This is a genomic window from Actinoplanes sp. NPDC023714, assembly GCF_040639855.1.
Taxonomy (GTDB): domain Bacteria; phylum Actinomycetota; class Actinomycetes; order Mycobacteriales; family Micromonosporaceae; genus Actinoplanes.
On record NZ_JBFAAR010000011.1, the window covers coordinates 207,038 to 230,991 of the forward strand.

Sequence of the window (23,954 nt, forward strand, 5' to 3'; positions counted from 1 at the left end):
TCTTGGGGAACCGCGTGAATCAGGGCTGGCAGAACTTGGACGGCAACGGGCACTACTGGCCCTCCCAGACGCCCGGGATGCCGCCGTCCTACTACGCGAACTCCTCCGATCCCCTGGTGAGCCCGGACTTCGCCGGCTGGTGGGGACGCGGCTCGGCCCTGGTCCGGCGGGTGTGGAAGCCGGCCCTGATCCTGCACGCGATCGTGGCCGTGCCGACGCTGGCGCTCAGCCTGCCGGCGCAGAGCTACTTCGAGACCGAGGAGACCGCCTTCTCGGCCGCCCTGGAAGCCCGGCCCACCGAGCTGCCGCCGGTCGCCGGCCTGGTCGTCGGCTTCCTGGCGATCCTCGTGGTGGCGCTCATCACCGGCGCGTTCGCGCTGGTCGCGACGTCGGCGAGCATCCAGCTCGGCGTCCAGGCGGCCACCGGCCGGCCGGTCGACCTCGGCAGCGCCGTGAAGACCGGGCTGCGCCGGGCGCCGGCCCTGTTCGGCTGGGGCATCCTCGCGATGCTGCTGGGCATGGTCGCGTTCCTGCTCTGCTTCCTCCCGCTCCTCTACGTGGGCGTCGCCCTGGCGGTCCTGCCCGTGGTCGTCACCGTCGAGCGGGGTGTCGGCATCGGACGCTGTTTCCAGCTCCTGCACGCCGACTTCGGGTTGTCGCTCGGCCGGATCGCCACGATCTTCGGCATCGCCCTCGGCGCGGCCCTGGCCCTCGGCGTGGTCAGCGTCGTGATGCAGGCCGCCCTCGGACCGTTCGCCGGCTCGGTCGTCCAGGTGATCCTGAACGGCGTCTTCTCGGTCGCGTTCGGCGTGGTGGGGGCGCCCTTCCTGCTCACCACGTACGCCGACATGCGGTCGAGGCTCGAGCCCTTCTCGACGGCCCACCTGGCCGCGGTGAACTGAGAGGCCGCCGCCGGGTCACCGCTCCTCGGGATCCCGGCCCTGGGCCGACCGCCCGCCGTCGATCGGGATGATCGCGCCGTTCACGAAGGCCGCGGCCGGCGAGAGCAGGAAGGCCGTCACCTCCGCCACCTCGGCCGGCCGCCCCATCCGGCCGAGCGGCTGGAGCAGCCCGATCTCCCGGTGGAAGTGCTCGCGGCCGGACTCCGGGAGCCCGTCCAGATAGGCGTCCGACCTCTCGGTGGCGATCGATCCGAGGGCGAGGGCGTTCGTTCGTACGGATGAGGGCCCGTAATCGACGGCCAGCGCGCGCGTCAGGCCTTCGACGGCCGCCTTGGCGGTCGAGTAGGGCAGCGCGCCGCGCACCGCCCGCCGCGCCTGGTGGGACGAGATGTTGACGATGGCGCCGCCGGTGCCCGCGGCGAGGAAGTGCCGGATCGCCGCGGCGCTGCCGGCCAGCACCGGATCGAGATTGCGGCGGATCAGCTCGGCGACCTCGCCGGGCGACTCGTGCAGCCGCGCGTCCCGGAAGATCGCCGCGTTGTTGACCCAGCCCCGCAGCGGCGCCACCGCGGCCGCCGCCCCGGCCGCCCGCTCGGCGACCGCGGGATCGCCGGCGTCGCCGATCACCGGGATGACCCGCCCCTGACGATCGGCGGCCCACTCCGTCTTCTCCACCCACTCCAGGGACGCCGGGTCGGACTCCAGCACGGCGACGGCCCCCTCGGCGGCGAGGCGCTCCACGATGGCCCGGCCGATCCCCCGGCCCCCGCCGGTCACCACGAACGACATGGATCCCATCCTGCTGCGCCGGACGTCGAACGGCCACCTCGGGCGGCGGCTGCCCGGGGTGGCCGTTCAGGGTTGGAGCCGGTGGGTGACTACGGGAACTGCATGCGCCTCGGGCGCGGGATCACCGGCGGCGGGAGGGGGAGGTCGTCGAGGTGGCTCCAGTTGAGGGTGCCGTTGTCGCTGGACTTCACTTCGCCCAGACAGGCGCGGAGCAGGCCCAGATTGGGTGCTCCGGCGAAACCCGCGATGACCACCTCGGGTTTCGGTTCGATCCGGGATATGGCTGCGCAGATCTTGGCCACCTCGCGCTCGTCGACGGCGTCGAGCGGGAGCGGGGCCTCGACCGGGGAGCGGCGCCACGGCGGACCGAAGCGGCGCAGGAGTTCGCGGGCCAGCCGGCCGAAGGAGCGGCCGACCTCGGCGTCGCGCATGGAGAGCCGGGCCGATTGGCCGTAGCACCACGGGACCACGATGTGCCCGTTGATCAGCACCAGCTGGTAGACCGACCGCGGAACCGAAATGATCTCCGCGCCCGGGAGCGTGCCGAGGAACAGCACCAGTTCCTCATAGGGCAGCGCCCACCGGGGGTTCGCGAGCACACGTTCCATCGTCTGAGCCATCGCGGGACGAGCGTGAACCTCACGGTCGATCGCGGTGCTCAAGGCCTCCGGGACCCGCGTCCACAACTCGTCGGCGACCTTGTCACCGAACTGATCGATGAGCCACTCACTCGGACCGACGAGAACGTCTGGGCGCATTCCTCACCACCACCGTCCGTGTTCCTGACGTCACTGCTGGCTAGAAGAGTTGCACTTCCGATGATCGACTGGAAGAGGTCGCAACGAGATCATAAAAACAACCGTGAATGAAATCGCGCATGTCGACCAACGGTTGGCCACGACGCTGGAGCGACGGGTCGGAGAGCGACGAAACCTGCAACTTGCGCACACGAACCGCGTCCGCAAGTTGCAGGCCGGCTTCGCTATTCGCCCGTACCGAATATTGAAGCGGAGAGTTATTTCCGATGCATGACGGAGAAGCAAACATCATTTCACCCAGCGTGATCAAATCGGGGTTCACCTGGGCTGCCGGGTGATCAGTGATCATTTAGCGGGGTATCTACGGTGCGTACCGGGCGATCCCGGACGGTCGCCCGGTGTGCCGTCCGGCTCGCGGCACGCCCCACCTCCGGGGTGGCCCCCCGGGGCCAGCGGATCGCTAGACGGCGCACGACGAAGCAAGTGTCGGATACCCGTCAGATCGACCCGGCGTCCCACTGGTCGAACACGACGGACATCGACGCGGCATCGGAGCGCCGGCCGCCGCCTCGGGATCGGATATCGGAATGTTCCGGCGGGGGCGGACTTTTATCCGTACGAAAGAAATGGTCTGCTGAACCGGGAAAGCAATAATTGCCTCCAGTGCTCCAGCATCCGCATTTCCGAAATGGCGTGGAGTGACCGCCGCGCGGTGACGGACAGCGACGTGACCGGCGGAAGCGCGGGCCGGGCGGGACCTTACCGGCGGGGAACGGAAGCGCTTCCCGCAGAACGTGAACGTGAATGAACCCAGCCCGGAGCCCTCACATATTCACGGTGTCCCAGGACTGCTCGAAATCCTCCGGCCGCAGACGCCATTCCCGGAGCACATCCAGCAGTTCCGCCTCGTCGGCGGCCTCGGCGTGCCGGAGCCGGACCGCGCCGAGATCGTGGTCGTAGCCCTCCAGCCGATCCGCCTCGAACTCCCAGTGCGTGACCCGGAAGCTGCGCGCCGCGTCGTTGCGCGCCCGGCCACCGCGGAGCGCCGCCACGTCGTCCGGACCGGAGCTCGGCACGATGTGCACGAAGGACCAGCGATGCGGCTGCGAGGCGGGCACCAGCATGCCCAGCCGCCGCCCCAGCCGGAGCGCCGTCAGCTTCACCGCGGGCCAGTCCGATTCACGATCATCCATGATGCCGCGCAGCGTACCCAGGAGATGGGCCCCGAACACGCTAAGTTTCCGGGGTGAACGCGACCTTGAGCCCCGCCGAGGAGGCCGCCACCGTCATCGCGGCGGTCCTCGGCGACCTGCGGTCCGGCCGCCATCGCGGCGTAGTGGTCGACTCCCCGCCCGGCGCCGGCAAGTCGACCCTGGTGGTGCGCGCGGCCGGCGAGGTGGCCGCCACCGGGGAGCCGCTGATGATCGTGGCGCAGACCAACGAGCAGGTGGACGACCTGATCGAACGGCTCGGCGTGCGCTCGCCGGAGGTGTCCGTCGGCCGGCTGTCGGCGGTCGACTACGAGCCCTCGGCCCGGGTCCGCGCGCATCCGGCCTGCCGGGTGGCGCCGAAGGTGGGCGACCTCGGCTCGCCGGCCGTCACCATCGGCACGGCGGCGAAGTGGGCCACGGTGACCGAGGGGACCTGGCCGCAGGCGATCGTCGACGAGGCGTACCAGATGCGCTCGGACGCCCTGCTCCGCGTCGCCGCCCGGTTCGAGCGGGCGCTCTTCGTGGGCGACCCCGGCCAGCTCGACCCGTTCTCGACGGTCGAGGTGGATCGCTGGACCGGTCTCTCCTGGGATCCGATGCAGAGCGCCGTCGCGGTGCTGCTGCGGCACAACCCCGACCTGCCGGTCCATCGCCTGCCGGTCTCCTGGCGGCTGCCCGCCTCGGCCGCGCCGGTGGTGGCGGAGGCGTTCTATCCCTTCACCGGATTCCGCTCGGGAACCGGGCCCGGCGATCGGACGCTCTCCTTCGGGCGTTCGTCCCATGACCCCCTCGACGCGGTGCTGGACACGGCCGCCGCGACCGGCTGGGGGTTGCACGAGCTGCCGGCGCGGTTCACCGTGCGGACCGACGCCGAGGCGGCCGCCGCCTGCGCGAACCTCGCCGCCCGCGCCCTGACCAGGGAGGGCGTCACCTCCTCCGAGTCGGGAACCGGGCCGCTCACCGCCGACCGGATCGCCATCGGCGCGGCGCACCGCGATCAGGTCGCGGTGATCCGCTCGCTGCTGCCGCCCGAGGCCGCCGAGGTCACCGTCGACACGGCGAACCGGCTGCAAGGACGCGAGTATGACCTGACGGTCGTGCTGCATCCGCTCTCCGGACGGCGCGACGCCACGGCGTTCCACCTCGAGTCGGGCCGGCTCTGCGTGCTGACGTCGCGGCACCGGCACGCCTGCGTCGTGGTGGCCCGGGCCGGGATCGCCGAGCTGCTCGACGCGCATCCGTCGACCGAGCCGGTGCATCTCAACGTACCCGTGAAGTTTCCGGACGGCTGGGAGGCGAACCAGTCGATGCTGGCGCACCTGTATCGGACCTGATTTTGTCGTACGCTTGTTCTAATGTCGCTGACGACCGCCCTGGCATACGCACGGCACGGCATCCCGGTCCTGCCGGTGCACACGCCTGATCCGGGTGGCGCCTGTTCCTGCGACAGAGGAGCCCGATGCGCTCACATCGGCAAGCATCCCCGCCTCCGGCACGGCCTGACCGAGGCCTCGACCGACGAGGACCTGATCACCATCTGGTGGTCGCACTGGCCGGAGGCGAACGTCGGCCTGCGCACCGGCGTGGTGATGGACGTGGCCGACGTCGACTCGGCGGAGGGCTGGCACGGCCTCCGCCACCTGCTCGGCGACGACATCCCGCCCGGTCCCGCGGTGCGCACCGGCCGGGGCGGGCGCCACCTCTGGTTCCTGCCGACCGGCTTCGGCAACCGGGTCCGCCTGCTGCCCGGCCTCGACTGGCGCGGCGCGGGCGGCTATGTGCTGGCGCCGCCGTCCCGGCACGCGAGCGGCCTCGACTACCGCTGGATCCGGCGTCCCTCGATCCCGCTCCCGGCCGGTCCGCCTCCCCTGCTCGAGCTGATCAAGGGCCCCGGCTTTCCGCCGGCTTCGCGGCGGGTCATTCACCCCGATCGGTACGCGGAAGCGGCGCTCGCGGCCGAGACGAGCCGGATGGCGTGGGCCGAACCCGGCACACGCAACGACACCCTCAACCGTGCCGCCTTCGCTCTCGGCCGGCTCGTCGGAGCGGGGCTGCTGGACGCACAGTCGGTGCGAAGTGAGCTGACCACGGCGGCCCGCCGCGCCGGCCTGGGCCACGCCGAGATCAGGGGCACGCTGCGATCGGGCCTCACCGCCGGAATCCGCCAGCCCTTCGAGGGCCGTTCGAGAGACGCCGCCTGACCTCTCTCCCCGGGGCTCCCGGCCTGCCGCGGCGCGTCAAACCTTTGGGGGTGGCCGTTCGGACGGTGGTGAAACGGATGATCGGGTCGCGTTCGGAGCGGTCCGCGCCCGGTCCACGCCGGTAGCCTGGCTGACGAACCGGGGGGCGATGGTGCTGCAGGAGGATGTGATCGACGACGCCGGGCAGGCTGTGCTCGCGGATCCGTCACGCCTGCTCTCGGTGCGCCGGATCCTGGGCATCCCGACCGACCCCACCGATCCCGCCGCCGGCGCCTGGCACGGTGATCGGACTCAGGCCCGGACCGCGGACCACGCCGCCGATCGCGCTCCTCGCCCCGCCGCCGACCGCGCTCCGATGCCCGCCTCCGACCGCGCTCCCGTGCCCACCGCCAACCGCGCTCCTGGGCCTGCCGCCGACCGCGCTCCGGTGCCCGCCGCCGATCGCATTGCTGGGCCCGCCGCCGATCGGGTGCGGGCCGGGCTGACGGCGGACCCTGCCTTCGATCGGCTCGCCATGCTGGTCAACAAGCTGGTGGACGCTCCGATGGGCGTGGTCTGCCTGGTCGACGCGGAGCGGCAGCATCTCGCCGGGCAGGTGGGGGTGCCGGAGCCGCTCGCCACGGCACGGCAGATGCCGCTCAGTCATTCGTTCAGCAGGCACGTGGTGATCGCCGGGGAGTTGCTGGCCGTCCCGGACGTCCGGGAGGACCCGCGGATGCGGGACAACCCGTCGATCCGTGAGCTGGGTGCGCTCGCCTACGTGGGTGCGCCGGTCACCGACCCGGACGGGCTGATCGTGGGGACGCTCTGCGCCGTCGACCGGGAACCGCGGGTCTGGACGCCCAGTGAGATCGCCCTGATCAGCGAGCTGGCCGAGGTCTGCTCGTCGGAGGTGCGGCTGCGGATCGCCCGGGCCGCTGCCGAGGAGACCCGCCAGGCCGCCGAGGTCGCGCGGGCCGCCGCCGACGAGGCGCGCCTGATCGCCGAGTCGGCGCACCAGCAGCTGGAGGTGCTCGCCGAGCTGACCGAGTCGCTGGCCGCGACCATGGACGTGGACGAGGCGATGCGCAGGCTCGGCGACGTCGTGACGGCGCGGCTCGCCGACTGGTGTGTCGTCACGATCGCCGACGAGCCGCGCGGCGCCACCCTGGTCTCGGCCGCGCACCGCGACCCGGCCCGAGCCGCCGACATGGCACGCCTCGCCGAACTGGGCGTGCGGTCCCGGGCCGACCTGCGGGCCATGGTCAAGGCGGTGCGGCGGACGCGCTCCCTCCGTACCCCCGACGGCGCCGCCGATCTCCAGAGCCGGCTGCACGACGCGGAGCTGGCCGAGATCACCGCGCGGGCCGGGTTCGGGGCGTCGCTGCTCGTGCCGATCACGTCGCCGGTGCGGCGCGAGACGCTCGGCGCGGTGCTGCTGGTGAAGCGTCCGGACCGGGCGGCGTTCACCGCGGCCGAGGAGCGCACCGCCGCCGAGATCGGGCGCCGGGCCGGGCTCGCCGTGGAGAACAGCCGGCTCTACCGCGAACAGCGACATGTCGCCGAGGTCCTCCAGCGGAGCCTGCTCACCGAGCTGCCGGTCATCCCCGGGGTCGGCCTGCACGCCCGCTACGTGCCGGCGCAGGACGGCGCGGCCGTGGGCGGGGACTGGTACGACGCGTTCGCCCAGCCGGACGGCAGCGTCATGGTCGCGGTCGGCGACGTGGCCGGGCACGACATCGAGGCGGCGGCCACGATGGGACAGTTGCGCAATCTGGTGCGCGGCGACGCGTACGGCCGGGACGACGAGCCGGGGGAGCTGCTCACCGAACTCGACCAGGCGCTGTACGGGCTCCGCGTGCCGGGCGCCGCCACCGCGGTACTGGCCCGGGTGGCCCGTTCGTGGTCGGGCTGGTCGGTGACGTTCGCGAACGCCGGCCATCCGCCGCCGCTGCTGCTGCTCCCGGACGGCAAGGTGCAGGCCTGGTGGGTGCCGCCGGAGCCGCTGCTGGGCCTCCCGCCGCGCGAGCCGAGGAGCACGAGCCGCCGGTTCGTCCCGGCCGGTTCGACGCTGGTGCTCTACACGGACGGCCTGGTGGAGAACCGCAGCCGCCTCCTCGACGACGGCGTGGCCCGGATCTCCGAGGTGCTCTCCGCGAACGCCGCCGGCACCCCCGACGAGCTCTGCGAGCACCTGCTGGCCGCGGCCCCGCCCGGCAACGACGACATCGCCCTGCTGCTGGTCCACCTGACCTGACGGACCACTCCACCGCCCACCGCGTGTCGACTTCGGGCGCAATCCGCACCCCAACTCAACACGCCACCGCCAACCACCCACCGCGTGTTGACTTCGGGCGCGGTCCGCACCGCAACTCAACACGCGAGGGTGAGGGTTGTCAGTCCTCGGGTGACGGGGGCTGCGGCGGCCCGCCGTGGGTCCAGGGCGTGTTCTCCGGGTCGGGAAAGGACCCGCCCGGCCGGAAACCCTCGTTCAGCGTGGTCAGGATCAGGCGTTCGCCCACTTCGGGGACGCTGCCCGGCTCGGCCACGAGTTTGCGGCCCATCCCGCCGGAGAGCTCCAGCAGCACGTCGGCCCCGTCCCCGGCCGGCGTCACCGAGATCACCCGCGCTTTCTGCGCGGTCCGGGCCGGCGAGGTGAGCGAGGTTCCGGCTTCCATGCGTACGGGCTCCGTCGTGTGCACCATGATGCGCGGCCGCAGGACGGGTCGCTTGCCGCTGTCGTCGACCCGGTTCGGGTTGGCGAGGGTGACGACGCCGGCGAAGGCGGAGCCGGTGAGGCGGTACTCGGCGAGCACGAGCGGGTCGTCGAAGGCGCGCTGGACGGCGTAGCGGGCTGCCGCGTTCTCGAGGCGCTGCAGGCGTGCGGCGGCCGCGACGGCGCCGTCCCGGCGGGGTTGCGGGGCGCCGCCCTCGGCGACGTACTGGGCGAAGGCCGTGTACGCGTCGCGATCCGAGTCCCAGCGCAGCGGCACCCGCTCACCGGCCGGCAGGCGGCGCAGCAGGGCGAGTGTCCGCCACATCCGCTCCCAGGTGGGCAGGAGCAGCTCGCGGAGCACCTCGGGCAGTTCCGGGTCATCGCGTTCGATCAGGGGCGCCAGGACCCGGTTGTCGAAGTCGGGGTCGGTGGCCGGTCCGGCGGCCGGTCCGTTCTCGGCTTCGCGGGCGGCTTCGGCACCGGACTCGATCCAGGCGAGCTGGGTGGCGAACTGGGCGTCCTCGGCGCTGCTCTGCCCGGTGGCCCAGTGCATCCCGAGGGCCTGGACCGCGGTGAGCAGCATCGACGAGCCGGGCATCTCGGCGGTCCCGGTCAGGAACGTGAGCCAGCGGCCGAGCAGCGGCACGCCGGCGGGCACCGGGTACTCGCCGTCCGTCGTACGGAATCGGGTGGAACGCCCCAGCAGGCGCAGGAAGTCGATGCCGCCGGGGTTGGGCAGCCAGATCTGGGGCGCGTCGAGGTAGCGGAGGCGGACGTCCTTGCCCCTGTCGATCGGGACGTCCTCGGTCTCGGTGGCGAAGCTTTCGACGTACGGAAGAAGCTCCTCGGCCAGGTCGGCGAAGAAGGCGAATCGGAGATCACGGTCGCGCGGCTGGCTCACCACGAGCAGCCGCGGCTTCTCAGCGGACGTGCCGACCATGGCGGCGAGCGGCGCGTTCGCCTCCCCGGCCATGGCGAGCGGGATGAGGACGAGCGGATGGTCGTGCACATGCAGGTGCCGCACCGTGGCGATGGGCTGAGCCCGCCCGGCCGCGACGGCCTGAGCCCGGGCCAGAGCGGTGAGAGCGCTCACGCCCCCGCCTCGACCGGCGCCGCGGAGGAAGACCCGGCGAGAGAAGGCGCCGCGAGAGAAGGCGCAGCCAGCGCCAGCGCCTCGTTGCGGAGTCTCAGCGCGGCCCTCAGCAGCGCCGCCGCCTCGGCCTGCTCCTCGGTCGGCTCCTGCCGGCCCTCGGCCAGCGCCAGCACCTCGCCGACGCTCTCGATGCCGCCGAGCGCCTCCCGCACCGTCCGGCCGAGCGCGGCGGTCCCGCCCGCGGCCTCGTGCCGGCAGTAGACCGAGAGCTCGCACGCGGACAGGCACTCGGGGGCGTACCGGGCCTCGACGTGGGCGAGCGCGTCGACCAGGTCGGCCGGTTCCAGCGCCACGTCGAAGCTGACGTCCGGCGGCAGGGCGGCGATGAGCGCGGACACCGACGAGAGCCGGGACAGCTGGCGCCGCAGCGTGGACATCTGCTTACGTACGTCGAGGACGACGGCTTTCGGGTTGAGCGAGAAGTTCTCCGGGCAGACCAGCACGACCTCGTGGCTGACCAGCATCGGGTCCTTGCCGAGCCGTTCCATCAGGTCGCGCAGCGCGAGCACGTAGACCGCGGCCTGCACCGCCGCCGCCGACACCTTGGCGCTCTCGGCCTGGTCGTCGACGATCGCGAACGACTTGATCTCGACGACCTGGAGCCGGCCCTCGTGGGCGTACGCCACCAGGTCGGGCTCCAGATAGACGGTCTGTCCCGCGACGTCGAGCGTGAGCAGCGGGTGGTCGATGAGCGCGGCCCGCGCGTCGGCGAGCACCCGCACGGTCTGCGCGTGCCGGTCGTCGAAGACGTCGGCGCCGAGATCCTGGTAGCGGAGCGCCGGCGAGGCGCCGAGCACCGATCGCAGCAGTTCGCAGTCGTCGGCCTTCAGCATGGCCTCGAACGCGTTGCCCCGGGAGAGCGCGAACCGGGACTGCCCGAAGCTGCCGGGGAAGCCGAGCCGGTCGGCGAGCTTGAGTTTGTCGACCCCGGCGGCGTCCAGCACGGCCCGGCGGCTGCAGCCCGGGTTGCCGGTGAGCGCGGCGATGGTCCGCGCGTTGTGCCGCTTCGCCTTCACGTCGCCGCGGAGCTGGTCGAGCCGGTCATGCATCAGGCGCTCTCCAAGGGGAAACCGAGGACCAACTGTAGATCTTCACACAAGCGTTTCCCCACGTTTCACCCACGAGAGGTGAATAAAACGCACGTATCGGACACAAATGCCGCGGCGCGCTACGTTCGAGGAATGCCGAAGGCCATCTGGAACGACGAAGTGATCGCGGAAAGCGACGACACCGTGGTTGTCGAGGGCAATACGTACTTCCCGCTCACCAGCGTGCGGGAAGACGTGCTCGTCCCCTCCGAGACGCACACCGTCTGCCTGTGGAAGGGCAAGGCGTCCTACTACTCCCTCCAAGCCGGTGGCCACACCGCGCCGGACGCGGCCTGGTACTACCCCGACCCGAAGCCGGATGCCGCCGCGGTGCGTGACCGGGTGGCCTTCAAGAAGGAAATCAAGGTCGAAGCGTAAGACACCCCCGGGGGCCCGCTCACGTGATGCGCGGGTGGGCCTCCTCGATCGCCCCGACCTCCAGATAGTCCAGCATGTCCTGCTGTTCCGCCGGTTCGAGCGCCTGGAACGCCGCGTACGCCTCGTCCCGCGCGTGACCGGTCTCCGCCGCCAGCAGCGCGATGATCGCCGACCAGGCCAGCGACACCCGGTCGAAGAGCCGCGCCTGCCGCAGCGAGCTGAGCCGGGAGAGCATCCCCACCTTGGTCGCCGCGTCGTCGTCGGTCGGCACCCGGTCGCAGAGCTCGAAGAGCGCCTTCCCCCGGTACGGATGCTCGGACTCGACCATCCGCGCCAGCTCCGCGTTGCTCATCTGCTCGACCGGCGGCGCCGGGCCGCGGCGGGGCAGCGAGGGGGTGGGTTCACCGTGCACGGCTGTCACGTCCGCTCTCGAATCCGTTGCCCGGCGCCTGGTGCGGCAGCGTCGGGGTGTTCTGGAAGGTGGGGAACTTCGGCGCCGGCATGACCGGCTCCTCCGCCTCGACCGGGAACCGCTGGGTGAAGCTGTCGAGGACCGCCTTGCCGGTCTCGGTCTCCACGCCCACCGTCGCGGCGACGGCGACCTCGACCTGATCGGCCAGCCCGGACTGGGCCCGGCGGATGGTCCGGAGGATCTCCACGGCCAGATCGGAACCGCCGAGCGCGAGCGCCTCGTCGGCCAGCTCCAGCCCGGTGACGTTCCCGGAACTCGACACGGTGACCGAGATGGCGCCCCCGGCCCCGCCGGCCGACGCGCTCAGCGTCGCCACCCGGTCTGCCAGCGCGGCGGCCGCACCTCCGGCCCGGGGCACGCCGTCACCGGCGCCCGGCACTGCACCCTGCACGATTTCGCCCTCCGTTACCGCTTGTGGTGGTGTTGTCCCATGAGATCACGGCGACGCAACCCTGTGCGAGCACCCACGGTAGCGACTCCCGCCGGTCACCCGACCCGACGACCGCCGTAACCTTGCGGCAACGCATCGACCGACACCGAGGCAGCACCGGAGGAGTGCCCGTGGACGCAGGCCAGGACAACGGGGGTGCCTCGGAGGAGTGGCGATCCGTGATGATCGACATTTCCGGTTCCTCCCTCGCGGAGATCCTCGACGGCGCCGGCCTCCCGGGTGACGACTCGGCCCTCGTCCACGCCCTGCGCCGGGTCACCGGCGAGCTGGATCGGCCGGGTGAGCCCATCGCCGGCTTCAACTCGGCGATCTGATCTGACCGAATGCGATCACGTCCTTTTCAACTCGGCGACGCCGCGTTCGCCGCCCTGGGCGCCGGCCGCCCGGACGCCGCAACCCTCGACACACTGCGTCGCGCGCAGCTCAGCCGCAATATGCTCCTGCTCCGGGAAATTCGCCGTCGGCAACCGGACACCCCCCGGTGGTACCCCCGCATCACCGCTGCTGAAACGGGTGAGGCGCGCCGTTTGATCGCCGATCCGATGACCGGCCTCCGTGCCGCCCGGGCGCTTCGCGCCGGCGATCACGAGAGCTTCGACTTCCCCGAGCCGGGACGATCACTCACGGCCGTCCATCAAGATCTTGCTTTGCGCGTACGGGTGGACGACGCGAGCCCGACCAGGAGTCTCTTCGGCCTCCCGCCCACCGCGGCACTCACCGAGGATGAGCTGCGGCACTGGCAGCACTGCCTCGACGAGGCCTGGCGCACCCTGGTGACCCGGCACCGCCCGGCCGCCGAGGTGCTCACCGCGGTGCTCCGGGTGATCGTCCCGGTACTGCCGGACCCGGACGCCGAGGGGATCAGCGCGACGTCGGCGGAGGCGTTCGGCGCGGTCGCCATGTCGGCCCCGGCGGACCCCACGGCGCTCACCGTCGGGCTCCTGCACGAGACCATGCACAGCGTCCTGAACGCGGTGAACCTGCTCTTCGACCTGGTCCGGCCGGGCGGCGAACCCGGTTACTCACCGTGGCGGGACGACCCACGCCCGGCACCCGGAGTCCTGCACGGCGCATACGCGTACCTGGCCGTCACCCGCTTCTGGCGCACCGAACTCCAAGCCTCCCCCTCCTCCTCCCCCTCCTCCCCCTCCTCCACCCTCACCCCTCCACCTCCCCCCGCCCCTCCCCGATCTTGCGAATCCGGGCAGCCCCGCTCCCGCACAGATCAACAAGATCGCGGAGAAACGGGACGGGACCGCGGGAAAGGCGGGCCGCAGCACGAGCAAGCCACCCCTCCCCGATCTTGTGAATCCGAGCAGCCCCACCCCCGCATAGATCAACAAGATCGCGGAGAAGCGGGGCGGGAGTGCGGGGACGCCGGGCGGGAGCGCGGAGGGACCGGGTGGGAGCGCGGGGCGGCGTTTGAGTTCGCGCGGTGGCGTGGAGCGGTCGCCGAGGCGGCTGAGGGGCTGCTCGGCGGCGGGGAGTTGACCCCGGCCGGCGCGAGGTTCGTCAGCGCGCTGCTCGACGAGGTACGGCCGTGGCTCGCCGAACCGGTCGACGCCGAGGCGGCCCGGCTCGCCGGACTGGCCCGTGCCGACCATCGGCTGCGCTGGCGGCTGCGGAATCTGGCCGTCACCCCGCCGGACGCCGCCGAACTCGCTCGGGCGTGGCGGGACGGCCGGAAGCCGCCCGAGGTGTCCCCGATACCGGCGGCGAGTTCCGGCCGGGCCCTGGAGAACAGTCCCCGGCTCCGCCTCATCCGCGCCCATCTGAAGGGTGAGGCCGCCGATTCCGCCGCGGCCGGGGACGACGCCTGTGTGCGGGGCGATCTCGCCACGGCGCTCCGCTCGTACGAAATGGGTCTGGAAAAGGACCGCGACCAGGATCTCGGCTGGGCGGGCCTCGCCCTGGTCTCCCCGCACCCGGCCCTGCGCTCGCGGCCCGAGGTGGTGAAGGCGGCGGCGCTCGCCCTGCCGGACGTGCCGATCGCCGCGCTCGCCGATTGGCTGTCCGGATAACCGGCGGGGAAATGCGGGGATGGAAAGCCGGCACGGATGACTCACATGGGCGGCCCCCGGACCGATCTGACTCGCCGGAGGTGGATCGTGGGTCGCAACGCTCTTCTGGAACGGGTACGGCTCGGTGTCGACGACACCGTCGTCATCGCCGCGCTCGTCCTGCTCGCCTGGCCGGCCGCCGGTGGACCGGACTCGCCCGGCATGACCGCCGGACGGGTGGTGCCGCTGCTCGCGGCCCTCGTCCTCGGGCTCGCCGTGCTGCTGCTCGACGGCGGACGGCCGGTGCTGCGGCACGCCGTGACCGCCGCCGCGATGATCGCCGCCGGCTTCCGCCTGGTGCACCACGATCTCGCGCCGGCCGCGGTCGGGCTCGTGCTGGTGGTCGCGGTCGCCGTGCTGATCCGGGAGATCCTCGGCGGCCGGGTCCAGTCGGAGCAGAACCGGCAGCAGGCCCTGCTCGCCCAGCATGCGTTCCGTGACCCGCTGACCGGTCTCGGCAACCGGTCGATGTTCCTGGAGTACGCCGGGGAGATCATGGCCGAGCCGGCCCGCAGCCAGACCGCGGTGATCATCGTGGACCTGGACGGGTTCAAGGACATCAACGACTTCCACGGCCACGCCGTCGGTGACCAGCTGCTGCGCGCGGCCGCCGAGCGGCTCTCGGTCAACGTCCGCGCCAACGACACGGTGGCCCGGCTCGACGGCGACGAGTTCGCGGTGCTGCTGCCCGGCGTCGAGGACGAGCAGGCGGCCCTCGCGGTCGCCGAGCGGGTCCTGGCCGAGCTGCACCGGCCGCTCACCGTCGGCGGCGTCCCGATGAGCGTGCGGGTCAGCGCCGGCGTCGCGGTGGCCCGCGAAGGTGACCGGCTCGACTACGTGCTGGGCCGGGCCGACCAGGCGCTCTACCGCGCCAAGCAGGAGGGCGGCGGCGTCGCCCGGCGGTTCGACCCGGTGCTGTTCGCCGCGGCCGAGGCCCGCCGCCGCGCCGAGGCCGACCTGATGCGCGGCCTGGAGGCCGGCGAGTTCGAGGTCTACTACCAGCCGATCGTCGACCTCGACGGCGGCGCGCAGACCGTCGGCGTGGAGGCTCTGATCCGCTGGCGGCACCCGGAGCGCGGCCTGATGGCGCCGGCCCAGTTCCTCGACCTGGCCGAGTCGCTCGGTCTGCTCCCCCGCATCGGCGAGTGGGTGCTCGAGGAGTCCTGCCGGCAGGCGATCGCCTGGCAGAAGGGGTTCCCCGGCTTCGAGCTCAACGTCAACCTCTCGGCGTCCCAGCTCGGCAACCCCAAGCTGATCGACGAGGTCCGCGCCATCCTGGACCGCACCGGCCTGCCCCCGCAGGACCTCGTGCTCGAGCTGACCGAGTCGGTGGCGCTCACCGACCTGGAGGAGTCGGCCCGGGTGCTCGGCGCGCTCAAGGCGCTCGGCGTGCGGCTCGCGCTCGACGACTTCGGCACCGGCTTCTCCTCGCTCAGCCACCTCAGCGCGCTGCCCGTCGACGTCGTCAAGATCGACCGCTCGTTCGTGCAGGCCATGCCGCAGAGCGGGGGCGCGTCGGTGGCCGAGGCGGTGCTGCACATCGCCCGTACCTTCAACCTGGCGCCGGTCGCCGAGGGCGTCGAGGACGAGGCCCAGGCGGCGTGGCTGCGGGAGCTGGGCGCGGGGCGGGCGCAGGGATACCACTTCGCCCGGCCGATGCCCGCCGTCGAGGTCACCGAGCTGCTGGACAAGCAGGCCGCCACGGTGATCCGGATGACGGCCTGACCTCTACAGCGGCGGGAGGTCGATGTCGGTCTCCAGACGTTCACCCGCTGCGGTCCGGAGGAACAGCGGGTGGGCGTCGCCGAAGGCCTTCGCCAGCTCGTCGAGGGCCTGTTGCTGGGCGGCCTCGTCGCCGTCGCCGAGCGCGAGGTTCCACGCGCAGGCCACGGTGTCCGGGTGATCCGCCCCGCGGACCGCCCGGGACCGGCGCAGCGTGTCGGCGGCCAGCTCGCGGGCCGGCTGCGCCTCCCCCACCGCGGCGAGGTCGGCGGCGAAGCCGTTCGCGCAGCTCAGCGTGAACGGGTGATCGGCACCGACGCTGCGGCGCAGACCGCCGAGCACCTCCAGGTCGATGGTCCGCGCCTCGGCGTGCCGGCCCGCCGCCCGCACCACGGCGGCCAGGCCGGCCGACGCCGCGAGGGTGAACGGGTGCTCGTCGCCGAGCACCGCGTGATAGCGGATCACGGCGCGTTCCAGCAGCTCGTGCGCGTCGTCCAGGTCGCCGTCGGCGCGGGCGCAGTGGGCCAGCGAGACCGCGGCCGCGAGGGTGTCGACGTTCAGGTCGCCGAACTTCTGCCGGCAGGCCGCGAAGTTGGCGGCGGCCAGCTCCCGGGCCTCCGGCTCGCCCCGGCGCCGGGCCGCCATCGCGGCGAACCGGCCGGCCCAGAGCGCGAACGGGTGATCGGCCGGGACCCGGCCGAGCGGGCCGTCGGCGAGCAGCGCCGCGGCGCCCGCGTAGTCGCCGAGCCCGTACAGGTCGAAGGCGAGGCCGGTCCGGGACGACAGCGTCTCCGGGTGGCCGTCCACGAAGATCGCCTGGCGGTGCCGCAGGGTCTGCTCGTCGAGTGCCCGGGCGCCCCGGAAGTCACCGAGCAGGCGCAGGTCGGCCGCGAGGTTGTTGGCGCAGCGCAGCGCGGTCGGGAAGCTCTCCCCGAAGAGCCGGCGGTAGCGCACCAGGTTGTCCGCGTCGAGCTGCCGCGCCTGGCCGAAGTGGCCCTGCATCCGCAGGTCGCCGCCGACGCTGTTGGCGGTCGCGAGGGTCGCCTCGTCGTCGCCGCCGAAGACCTCCCGCTGCGTGCGCAGCGTCTGCAGGTTCAGGTTCCGGGCATCCGACGTACGGCCGACCGCACGCAACGCGTTCGCCAGATGGAACGCGGCCAGCAGCGTCTGCTCGGCCGTCTCGCCGAGGGCGTCGCGCCAGCGGGCCACGGCCGAGTTCGCCAGGTCGCGGCTGGAGTCGTAGTCGCCCCGGGCGAAGTGGAAGCGGATGCAGTTGATGACGAGCTGGCGCACCTCCTCGGCGTCGCCGCCGAGCAGGTCGGAGTGGATCAGGTGCGGGGCCAGCTCGGCGTACCGGTACCAGCCGGCCGGGTTGTCCGGGTCGCCCGGGTCGGCGGCGGCCAGCATCCCGCGGACCGTGCGCAGCAGCGCGGCGTGCCGCTCCGAGCTGAGCTCCTGGCCGAACATGCCCCGGACCAGCGGGTGCACGGTGAGGCTCTCGCCGGCCGGGTCCAGCTCGGCAAGACCGTACCGGCCGATCCGGCGCATCGCGGCGCGCAGCCGGCGCTCCACCCGGACCGTGCGGGCGACCTCCGCCTCGAGGGGCAGCGTGCGGGCCGCCCACAGCAGACGCCAGGAGATCGGCGCGCTGGCCAGGAACGTGCAGAGCTCCAGCAGGACCCGGTCGGCCGGCGCGTTCTCGCCGAGCGCGTCGGCGGCCAGGCCCCAGGCAACCCGGATGGGCGTCGGGAAGGCCAGTTCGGCGGCGCGTTCGGCGTACCGCCGCAGGTATTCGGCCGGCGGCCAGCCGGTCGCCTCACGCACCGCGGCGGCCAGGTCGAGGGCCATCGGCACGTCGTCGAGCCGGGACGCCAGCCGGTCGGCGTCGGCCGTGGAGAGCTCCGGCGCGCGGGCCCGCAGCAGGTCCACACTGTCCGTCCGCTCGAAGACCGGCACCGGCATGGCCTGCGCCACCTCGGCCGTCCAGCGCGGGTTCCGGCTGGTCACCAGCACGTGCCCGGCCCCGCTCGGCAGGTACGGCATGATGTCCTCGGGCCGGTTCGCGTTCTCGAAGACGACGAGCCAGTTCCGGTACGGCTCACCCCGGCTCAGCGCGTCCCGGACCGCACCGAGGGTCCTGTTGAGATCGCGCGCCTCGGGGACGCCGAGCTGCTGCGCCAGACCGGCGAGGGCGGCGCGCATCCCGGCGTTCTGCTCGGCGGGGATCCACCAGACCAGGTCGTACCCGTCGGCATGCCGATAGGCATATTCCACGGCGAGCTGGGTACGTCCGGTACCGCCGAGTTGGTGCTCCGGACTCGGCAGCAGCACCACAGGTCCGTTGCCGAGCAGGCCACGCACCCGGGTCAGCAGCTCCTCGCGGCCCACGAAGCGGGGGTTGCGCGGCGGCAGGCCGCCACGGATCGGCACACTGTGCTCCTCACGTGTTGGTGATGCCGATTACCGTACGTGGAACCCCCGCCAACGCAAAGCGGGCACGCGCCCGGAACGAGAGGCCTCCCATGACCGATGAGATCGTGACGAGCCTTGATGTGGCCGACGGCACCGCCACCGTGTCGCTGACCGGTGAGATCGACATCCTCACCGTGGAGCAGGTGCGGGTCGTGCTGGGCGAGGCGGTCGCGCGCCACCCGCAGCGGATCGTCGTGGACATGGCCGGGGTGGCGTTCATCGACTCGACCGGTCTCGGGGCGCTGATCTCGGCCTTCCAGCGGGCGCGGGATGCGGGGACCAGGTTCTGCCTCACCCGGCCGGGTGACAACGTGCGTCAGATCCTGGTCCTCAGTGGCCTGCTCGAGGTGGTCGAGCTCATCCCCTAGTTCTTCGCCGGGACCACGAGACCGATCCCCGGCGCGATCGGCTTCAAGCGGCGGCCGGCGAAGAGCATGAGGCTCAGCACCGAGGCCAGGATCGCCAGGGCGCCGGCGCCGTACCAGGCGGCCGTGTAGGCGCCGAGCTGGTCGCGGACCACGCCCGCGGCGGTGGCCGCGACGGCCGCGCCGAACTGGTGCGAGGCGAAGACCCAGCCGAAGACGATCGGGCCGGCCGCGCCGAAGTACTCCCGGCACAGCGTCACGGTCGGCGGCACGGTGGCCACCCAGTCCAGGCCGTAGAAGAGGATGAAGACCAGCATGCCGGGGTGTGCCGTGGCGGCCAGGATCGACGGCAGCACCAGGAGCGACAGCCCGCGCAGGAAGTAGTAGCCGCCGAGCAGGATCCGGCTGTCCACCCGGTCGGTCAGCCAGCCGGACGCGATCGTCCCGGCGATGTCGAAGACGCCGACCAGGGCGAGCAGGCCGGCCGCCGTGGTCTGCGGCATCCCGTGGTCGTGGGCGGCCGGGATGAAGTGCGTGCCGACCAGTCCGTTCGTGGTCGCGCCGCAGATCGCGAACCCACCCGCCAGCAGCCAGAACGCTCGTGTCCTCGCGGCGTCGCGCAGTCCGCGCAGGGCGTTCCGGGCCGCCCCGCCCGTGCTCGGCGCCGGCCTCTCGGCGACCACGTCGGTGCTCCCCAGCGCGGTCACCCCCAGATCCGCCGGATGATCCCTCAACTTCCAGAAGATCAGGGGTACGACGAGAAGCGCCGCGACCGCGACGGTCAGGGCGGCCGTCCGCCAGCCGTCCGACTCGGCGATCCGGGACAGGACCGGCAGGAAGATCAGGTTGCCGGTGGCGCCGCCCGCGGTCAGCACGCCGGTGACCAGGCCGCGGTGCTTCACGAACCACCGGCCGGTGATGGTGGCGACGAATCCGAGGGCGAGCGAGCCGGTGCCGAGCCCGACCAGGACGCCCCAGCAGAGGAGGAGCTGCCAGCTCTGCGACATCCAGAGGGTCAGGAAGGAGCCCAGCGAGACGAGGAAGAGCGCGGCCATGGCGACCCGGCGGATGCCGAACCTGTCCATGAGCGCCGCGGCGAACGGCGCGGTCAGGCCGTAGAGCAGCAGGTTCACCGACACGGCGGCCGAGATGGTGCCGAGCGACCAGCCGAACTCGTCGTGCAGCGGCTGGAGCAGGACGGACGGGGTGGCGCGGAAGCCGGCGGCGCCGATCAGCGCGATGAAGGTCACCGCGGCCACGGTCCAGGCGGGGTGGATTCGTCTCACGACACAGATTCTGGGTTTTTTCTGAGAACCGGACGAGTGGCCGGGAGGCCATCATGCGCAAGAATCGAGCCATGAGGGCCATGAGGCATGTCATCGGGGTTCTGGTCTGCGATGGCGTGGTCCCGTTCGACCTCGGGACGGTCACGCAGGTGTTCGGCACCGCCCGGGACAGCGACGGCGACCACCTCTACGAGGTCGTGGTCTGCAGCGCCGGCCCGGTGCTCACCGAGGCCGGGTTCACGATCACCACGGCTCACGGGCTGGACGAGCTGGCCCGCGCCGACACGGTGGTGGTCCCGGGCGTGCACAGCGGCGGGCCGGTCACCGACGGGACGCTGCCTCCCGACGTACGCGAAGCCCTGCTCTCCGCCGCGGCACGCGGCGCCCGCATCGTCTCGATCTGCACGGCCGCCTCGGTGCTCGCCGCGGCGGGCCTGCTGGACGGGCGCCCGGCCGCCACCCACTGGGCCTGGGCGAAGCGGATCGGCGGGCTCTATCCGCAGGTCAGGTGGGACTTCGACGTGCTCTTCGTGGACGACGGCGACGTGCTGACCTCGGCCGGCGTGGGCGCCGGCGTCGACCTCTGCCTGCACATCGTGCGCAGCGACCACGGCGCCGACACGGCGAACCGGGTGGCCCGCCGGTGCGTCGTGCCGCCGTGGCGGGACGGCGGCCAGGCCCAGTTCATCGAGCGGCCGGTGCCGGCGGCCGGCGGCAGCGGCACCGAGCCGACCCGGACCTGGGTGCTGGAGCGCCTCGCCGACCCGGTCAGCCTCGAGGAGATGGCGGCGCACGCGCGGATGAGCGTGCGCACGTTCACCCGGCGCTTCCGGGACGAGACCGGCCTGAGCCCGCGGCAGTGGCTGCTGCGGCAGCGGGTGGAGCACGCCCGGATCCTGCTCGAATCGACCGATCTGGCCGTCGAGTCGGTGGCCCGGCGGGCCGGGCTCGGCAGCGCCACCGCATTGAGGCAGCATCTGCACGCCACGATCGGAGTGGCGCCTTCCGCCTATCGCCGGACTTTCCGGCATTAAGCAATCGCGCGGTTCGTCCGATGGGTCCCACGGAGGACTCGATGGATCAAACGTTCCGCCCGCTGCTCGATGCCCTCAAGCAGATCGGCGTCGACCCGCACGCGGTCGACGCCGCTGCCGAGGAGGCACATCGCAGCGGGCGGCCGGTCCGGGCCGTCCTGATCAACGACCAGGTCGTCACCGAGGAGCAGCTGACCCAGGCGGCCGCCGCGGCGTTCGGCATCAACACCCTCGACCTGGTCGGCTTCACCCCCGACCCGACCGCGCTCAAGCGCATCCCGCTGCCGGTGGTGCTCCGGCACCGGGTGCTCGGGCTCGCCATCAACGACGGCGAGCTGGTGGTCGGCGTGACCGACCCGGCCGACGTGGTGGCCCTCGACGACGTCCGCGCCGCGACCGGCATGACGATCCGGCCGGTCGTGGTGGCCCGCAGCGAGGTCCGCCGGATCATCGAGCGCCTCCAGCGGGAGGGCGCCGACCTGGCCGACCTCGCCGACGCCGCCGACGACGACGCGGCCACCGCGGCGCAGACCACCAGCACCGAGGACGCCCCGATCGTCCGGTACGTGAACAGCCTGATCGAGCAGGCCGTCATGAACCGCGCCTCCGACCTGCACCTGGAGCCGACCGAGGACGACATGCGGGTGCGGTACCGGATCGACGGCGTGCTGCACGAGCTGGACGTCGTGCCGCGCGGCGTGATGGCGGCGCTCACCTCCCGCATCAAGATCATGTCGGGCGTCGACATCACCGAGAAGCGGGTGCCGCAGAACGGCCGGATCACCTCGCTGATCCGGGGCCGGCCGGTCGACCTGCGGACCGCCACGCTGCCGACCGTCTGGGGCGAGAAGATCGTGCTCCGGGTCCTGGACACCGGCGGCATCGACCTGGACCTCGCGAAGCTCGGCTTCACCCAGCACAACCTCGACCGCTTCAGCGAGTCGTTCAGCAAGCCGCACGGGATGGTCCTGGTCACCGGCCCGACCGGCTCCGGCAAGTCGACGACGCTCTACGCCACTCTCGGCAAGATCAGCCGGCCCGAGGTCAACGTGATCACGGTCGAGGACCCGGTCGAGTACCGGCTGCGCGGCATCAACCAGGTGCAGGTCAACGCGAAGGCCGGGCTCACCTTCGCGGCGGTGCTACCGGCCATCCTGCGTACCGACCCGGACGTCGTGCTGATCGGTGAGATCCGGGACGGCAACACCGCCCAGATCGCCGTGGAGGCCGCGCTCACCGGTCACCTCCTGCTCTCCACCCTGCACACCAACGACGCACCGGGCGCGGTCACCCGGCTCACCGAGATGGGCATCGAGCCGTTCCTGGTCGGCTCGTCGCTCGACTGCGTGCTGGCCCAGCGGCTCGCCCGGCGCATCTGCGACTGGTGCAAGGAGGCGTACGCGCCGACCGAGGAGGAGGTGCTCGCCGCCCGCTGGCCGCTCGACGACCTGGCCTTCCCGCAGGTGCTGTACCGGCCGGTGGGCTGCCGCAACTGCGCGAACACCGGGTACAAGGGCCGGATCGCGCTGCACGAGGTCATGCCGGTCAGCCCGGAGATCGAGTCGCTGACCATCCGGCGCGCCTCGGCCGGCGAGATCCGCGAGGTGGCGCTCGCCCAGGGCATGTACGACCTGCGCGCGGACGGCCTGGCCAAGGCGGCCGGCGGGCTCACCTCGATCCGGGAGGTGTCCCGAGTAGCCGTCTAACGCCCGTATCGCACCCCTTCGGCTACTAAAGCTGGTCCCTCCGGTGCCGAATCAACAGGCATCGGAACGATGAAAGGACTGGAGCGGGAAATGGACACGATCGAGCAGGTTCGGCAGCCGGAACCGGCCGCCGGTTCCGACGATCTGGACGTGCTCGACCAGTTGCTCATCACCCTGGTGGAGTCGCGCGGCTCCGACCTGCACCTCACGGTCGGCTCGCCGCCGATGATGCGGGTGGACGGCTCGCTGCGGCCGGTACCCGGCTACGGCAAGCTGAACGCCGCGGACACCGAGCTGCTGGCCCGCGCCGCGGTCTCGCCGGCGCAGTGGGAGACCTTCCTGCGCGAGCAGGAGATGGACTTCGCGCACAGCATCGTCGGGGTCTCGCGCTTCCGCGGCAACCTCTACCGGCAGCGCACCTCGTGCGGCGCGGTCTTCCGGGCCATCCCGCACAAGATCAAGCCGCTGGACGAGCTGGGCATGCCGGAGTCGGTGGCCCGCTTCGCCCACCTGCCCCGCGGTCTCGTGCTGGTCACCGGCCCGACCGGTTCCGGCAAGACCACCACCCTGGCCTCCCTCCTCGACCTGGCGAACCGCTCCCGCGCGGACCACATCATCACGATCGAGGACCCGATCGAGTTCCTGCACCCGCACAAGCGCAGCGTGGTCAACCAGCGCGAGGTGGGCGCCGACACCGAGAACTTCGCGAGCGCGCTCAAGCACGCGCTGCGGCAGGATCCGGACATCATCCTCGTCGGCGAGCTGCGCGACCTGGAGACCACCGCCACGGCGCTGACCGCCGCCGAGACCGGTCACCTGGTGCTGGCGACGCTGCACACGCAGAGCGCCACCCAGACCATCGACCGCGTCATCGACATCTTCCCGCCGCACCAGCAGCTCCAGATCCGCGCCCAGCTGGCCGCCAGCCTGCAGGGCGTGATCACCCAGGCGCTCGCGCCCAAGGCGGACGGGAAGGGGCGCGTGGTGATCGCCGAGATCCTCACCGCGACCCCGGCCATCCGCAGCCTGATCCGCGAGGGGAAGTCGCACCAGATCCCGTCGTTCATGCAGTCCGGCGCGAACGAGGGCATGCTCGCCTTCGACCAGCACCTGGCCGAGAAGGTCCGGGAGGGCCTGGTCAGCCTCTCCACCGCGCTCGAACTCAGCCACTCACCGGACGAGCTCAAGCGGCTCGTGGGACGGGCGTGAAC

Annotated in this window: 22 protein-coding genes; 12 read left to right on the forward strand and 10 right to left on the reverse strand. The window is 72.3% G+C overall.

Features of this window, described 5'->3' with window-relative positions:
* Positions 1-2 precede the first annotated feature (2 nt).
* Complete coding sequence (locus AB0G10_RS36245; protein WP_360932477.1) at positions 3-902, forward strand: hypothetical protein; 900 nt, start codon at positions 3-5, stop codon at positions 900-902.
* Between the two features lie 15 nt (positions 903-917).
* Here the strand turns inward: AB0G10_RS36245 and AB0G10_RS36250 are convergent, their stop codons facing one another.
* The 4 genes from AB0G10_RS36250 to AB0G10_RS36265 form a co-directional block, all read right to left on the reverse strand.
* Complete coding sequence (locus AB0G10_RS36250; RefSeq protein WP_360932479.1) at positions 918-1,691, reverse strand: SDR family oxidoreductase; 774 nt, start codon at positions 1,689-1,691, stop codon at positions 918-920.
* Between the two features lie 89 nt (positions 1,692-1,780).
* Positions 1,781-2,449 (reverse strand): hypothetical protein, encoded by a 669-nt coding sequence (locus tag AB0G10_RS36255; protein WP_360932482.1) that lies wholly within the window; start codon positions 2,447-2,449, stop codon positions 1,781-1,783.
* Between the two features lie 40 nt (positions 2,450-2,489).
* Positions 2,490-2,798: a hypothetical protein gene (locus AB0G10_RS36260; RefSeq protein ID WP_360932485.1), complete on the reverse strand. Its 309-nt coding sequence runs from the start codon at positions 2,796-2,798 to the stop codon at positions 2,490-2,492.
* A 475-nt stretch (positions 2,799-3,273) separates the two neighbouring features.
* A complete protein-coding gene (locus tag AB0G10_RS36265) occupies positions 3,274-3,642 on the reverse strand; it encodes a hypothetical protein (RefSeq protein WP_360932488.1) in 369 nt (122 codons plus the stop codon).
* A gap of 53 nt (positions 3,643-3,695) precedes the next feature.
* Between AB0G10_RS36265 and AB0G10_RS36270 the strand changes: the two genes are divergently transcribed.
* From AB0G10_RS36270 to AB0G10_RS36280, 3 genes are all read left to right on the forward strand, one after another.
* Positions 3,696-4,994: an AAA family ATPase gene (locus tag AB0G10_RS36270; protein WP_360932491.1), complete on the forward strand. Its 1,299-nt coding sequence runs from the start codon at positions 3,696-3,698 to the stop codon at positions 4,992-4,994.
* A gap of 21 nt (positions 4,995-5,015) precedes the next feature.
* Positions 5,016-5,861, forward strand: a complete 846-nt coding sequence (locus AB0G10_RS36275; RefSeq protein ID WP_360932494.1) for a bifunctional DNA primase/polymerase — start codon at positions 5,016-5,018, stop codon at positions 5,859-5,861.
* A gap of 148 nt (positions 5,862-6,009) precedes the next feature.
* Positions 6,010-8,097 carry a SpoIIE family protein phosphatase gene (locus tag AB0G10_RS36280; RefSeq protein WP_360932497.1) on the forward strand — a complete coding sequence of 696 codons (2,088 nt, stop codon included), beginning with the start codon at positions 6,010-6,012 and terminating at the stop codon, positions 8,095-8,097.
* 139 nt (positions 8,098-8,236) lie between these two features.
* Here the strand turns inward: AB0G10_RS36280 and AB0G10_RS36285 are convergent, their stop codons facing one another.
* Together AB0G10_RS36285 and AB0G10_RS36290 are read right to left on the reverse strand one after the other, a co-directional pair.
* On the reverse strand, positions 8,237-9,649 hold the full coding sequence (locus AB0G10_RS36285) for a hypothetical protein (protein ID WP_360932500.1): 1,413 nt from the start codon (positions 9,647-9,649) through the stop codon (positions 8,237-8,239).
* Positions 9,646-10,758 (reverse strand): hypothetical protein, encoded by a 1,113-nt coding sequence (locus AB0G10_RS36290; protein WP_360932503.1) that lies wholly within the window; start codon positions 10,756-10,758, stop codon positions 9,646-9,648. Before AB0G10_RS36290 ends, AB0G10_RS36285 begins: the two co-directional genes overlap by 4 nt.
* Positions 10,759-10,890: 132 nt before the next feature.
* On the opposite strand from AB0G10_RS36290, the gene AB0G10_RS36295 reads away from it, so the two are divergent.
* Positions 10,891-11,175 carry a DUF427 domain-containing protein gene (locus AB0G10_RS36295; protein ID WP_360932506.1) on the forward strand — a complete coding sequence of 95 codons (285 nt, stop codon included), beginning with the start codon at positions 10,891-10,893 and terminating at the stop codon, positions 11,173-11,175.
* A gap of 19 nt (positions 11,176-11,194) precedes the next feature.
* Here AB0G10_RS36295 and AB0G10_RS36300 read toward each other — a convergent pair whose 3' ends face one another.
* Positions 11,195-11,596, reverse strand: coding sequence for a hypothetical protein (locus AB0G10_RS36300; RefSeq protein ID WP_360932508.1), 402 nt, complete (start codon positions 11,594-11,596; stop codon positions 11,195-11,197).
* The gene (locus tag AB0G10_RS36305; protein ID WP_360932511.1) at positions 11,577-12,038 is read right to left on the reverse strand and encodes a hypothetical protein; all 462 of its coding nucleotides are present in this window, start codon (positions 12,036-12,038) and stop codon (positions 11,577-11,579) included. Before AB0G10_RS36305 ends, AB0G10_RS36300 begins: the two co-directional genes overlap by 20 nt.
* 170 nt (positions 12,039-12,208) lie before the next feature.
* On the opposite strand from AB0G10_RS36305, the gene fxsA reads away from it, so the two are divergent.
* From fxsA to AB0G10_RS36320, 3 genes are all read left to right on the forward strand, one after another.
* Entirely contained in the window at positions 12,209-12,412 is a 204-nt protein-coding gene (gene fxsA / locus AB0G10_RS36310) for an FxSxx-COOH cyclophane-containing RiPP peptide (protein WP_360932514.1), read from the forward strand.
* A 228-nt stretch (positions 12,413-12,640) separates the two neighbouring features.
* Positions 12,641-14,119: an HEXXH motif-containing putative peptide modification protein gene (locus AB0G10_RS36315; protein WP_360932517.1), complete on the forward strand. Its 1,479-nt coding sequence runs from the start codon at positions 12,641-12,643 to the stop codon at positions 14,117-14,119.
* Between the two features lie 87 nt (positions 14,120-14,206).
* The gene (locus tag AB0G10_RS36320) at positions 14,207-15,883 is read left to right on the forward strand and encodes a bifunctional diguanylate cyclase/phosphodiesterase (RefSeq protein WP_360932520.1); all 1,677 of its coding nucleotides are present in this window, start codon (positions 14,207-14,209) and stop codon (positions 15,881-15,883) included.
* Between the two features lie 3 nt (positions 15,884-15,886).
* Here the strand turns inward: AB0G10_RS36320 and fxsT are convergent, their stop codons facing one another.
* The gene (gene fxsT / locus AB0G10_RS36325) at positions 15,887-18,310 is read right to left on the reverse strand and encodes an FxSxx-COOH system tetratricopeptide repeat protein (RefSeq protein WP_360932523.1); all 2,424 of its coding nucleotides are present in this window, start codon (positions 18,308-18,310) and stop codon (positions 15,887-15,889) included.
* 92 nt (positions 18,311-18,402) lie between these two features.
* On the opposite strand from fxsT, the gene AB0G10_RS36330 reads away from it, so the two are divergent.
* Positions 18,403-18,720, forward strand: coding sequence for an STAS domain-containing protein (locus AB0G10_RS36330; RefSeq protein ID WP_360932526.1), 318 nt, complete (start codon positions 18,403-18,405; stop codon positions 18,718-18,720).
* Here AB0G10_RS36330 and AB0G10_RS36335 read toward each other — a convergent pair.
* Complete coding sequence (locus tag AB0G10_RS36335; protein ID WP_360932529.1) at positions 18,717-20,003, reverse strand: MFS transporter; 1,287 nt, start codon at positions 20,001-20,003, stop codon at positions 18,717-18,719. The genes AB0G10_RS36330 and AB0G10_RS36335 overlap by 4 nt on opposite strands.
* 53 nt (positions 20,004-20,056) lie before the next feature.
* Between AB0G10_RS36335 and AB0G10_RS36340 the strand changes: the two genes are divergently transcribed.
* From AB0G10_RS36340 to AB0G10_RS36350, 3 genes are all read left to right on the forward strand, one after another.
* Positions 20,057-21,037, forward strand: a complete 981-nt coding sequence (locus tag AB0G10_RS36340) for a helix-turn-helix domain-containing protein (protein ID WP_360932532.1) — start codon at positions 20,057-20,059, stop codon at positions 21,035-21,037.
* Positions 21,038-21,078: 41 nt separating this feature from the next.
* Complete coding sequence (locus tag AB0G10_RS36345; RefSeq protein ID WP_360932535.1) at positions 21,079-22,743, forward strand: ATPase, T2SS/T4P/T4SS family; 1,665 nt, start codon at positions 21,079-21,081, stop codon at positions 22,741-22,743.
* A 90-nt stretch (positions 22,744-22,833) separates the two neighbouring features.
* Positions 22,834-23,952, forward strand: coding sequence for a type IV pilus twitching motility protein PilT (locus AB0G10_RS36350; protein ID WP_360932538.1), 1,119 nt, complete (start codon positions 22,834-22,836; stop codon positions 23,950-23,952).
* The last annotated feature ends 2 nt before the right edge of the window (positions 23,953-23,954 follow it).

What these genes read in the sequence shown, in the direction of transcription:
- AB0G10_RS36250 (WP_360932479.1), bottom strand. Translation starts at nt 1,691, where the DNA reads ATGTCGTTCGTGGTGACCGGCGGGGGCCGGGGGATCGGCCGGGCCATC.
- AB0G10_RS36255 (WP_360932482.1), bottom strand. Translation starts at nt 2,449, where the DNA reads ATGCGCCCAGACGTTCTCGTCGGTCCGAGTGAGTGGCTCATCGATCAG.
- AB0G10_RS36260 (WP_360932485.1), bottom strand. Translation starts at nt 2,798, where the DNA reads ATGATCACTGATCACCCGGCAGCCCAGGTGAACCCCGATTTGATCACG.
- AB0G10_RS36265 (WP_360932488.1), bottom strand. Translation starts at nt 3,642, where the DNA reads ATGGATGATCGTGAATCGGACTGGCCCGCGGTGAAGCTGACGGCGCTC.
- AB0G10_RS36275 (WP_360932494.1), top strand. Translation starts at nt 5,016, where the DNA reads ATGTCGCTGACGACCGCCCTGGCATACGCACGGCACGGCATCCCGGTC.
- AB0G10_RS36280 (WP_360932497.1), top strand. Translation starts at nt 6,010, where the DNA reads ATGGTGCTGCAGGAGGATGTGATCGACGACGCCGGGCAGGCTGTGCTC.
- AB0G10_RS36290 (WP_360932503.1), bottom strand. Translation starts at nt 10,758, where the DNA reads ATGCATGACCGGCTCGACCAGCTCCGCGGCGACGTGAAGGCGAAGCGG.
- AB0G10_RS36295 (WP_360932506.1), top strand. Translation starts at nt 10,891, where the DNA reads ATGCCGAAGGCCATCTGGAACGACGAAGTGATCGCGGAAAGCGACGAC.
- AB0G10_RS36315 (WP_360932517.1), top strand. Translation starts at nt 12,641, where the DNA reads ATGACCGGCCTCCGTGCCGCCCGGGCGCTTCGCGCCGGCGATCACGAG.
- AB0G10_RS36330 (WP_360932526.1), top strand. Translation starts at nt 18,403, where the DNA reads ATGACCGATGAGATCGTGACGAGCCTTGATGTGGCCGACGGCACCGCC.
- AB0G10_RS36340 (WP_360932532.1), top strand. Translation starts at nt 20,057, where the DNA reads ATGCGCAAGAATCGAGCCATGAGGGCCATGAGGCATGTCATCGGGGTT.
- AB0G10_RS36345 (WP_360932535.1), top strand. Translation starts at nt 21,079, where the DNA reads ATGGATCAAACGTTCCGCCCGCTGCTCGATGCCCTCAAGCAGATCGGC.
- AB0G10_RS36350 (WP_360932538.1), top strand. Translation starts at nt 22,834, where the DNA reads ATGGACACGATCGAGCAGGTTCGGCAGCCGGAACCGGCCGCCGGTTCC.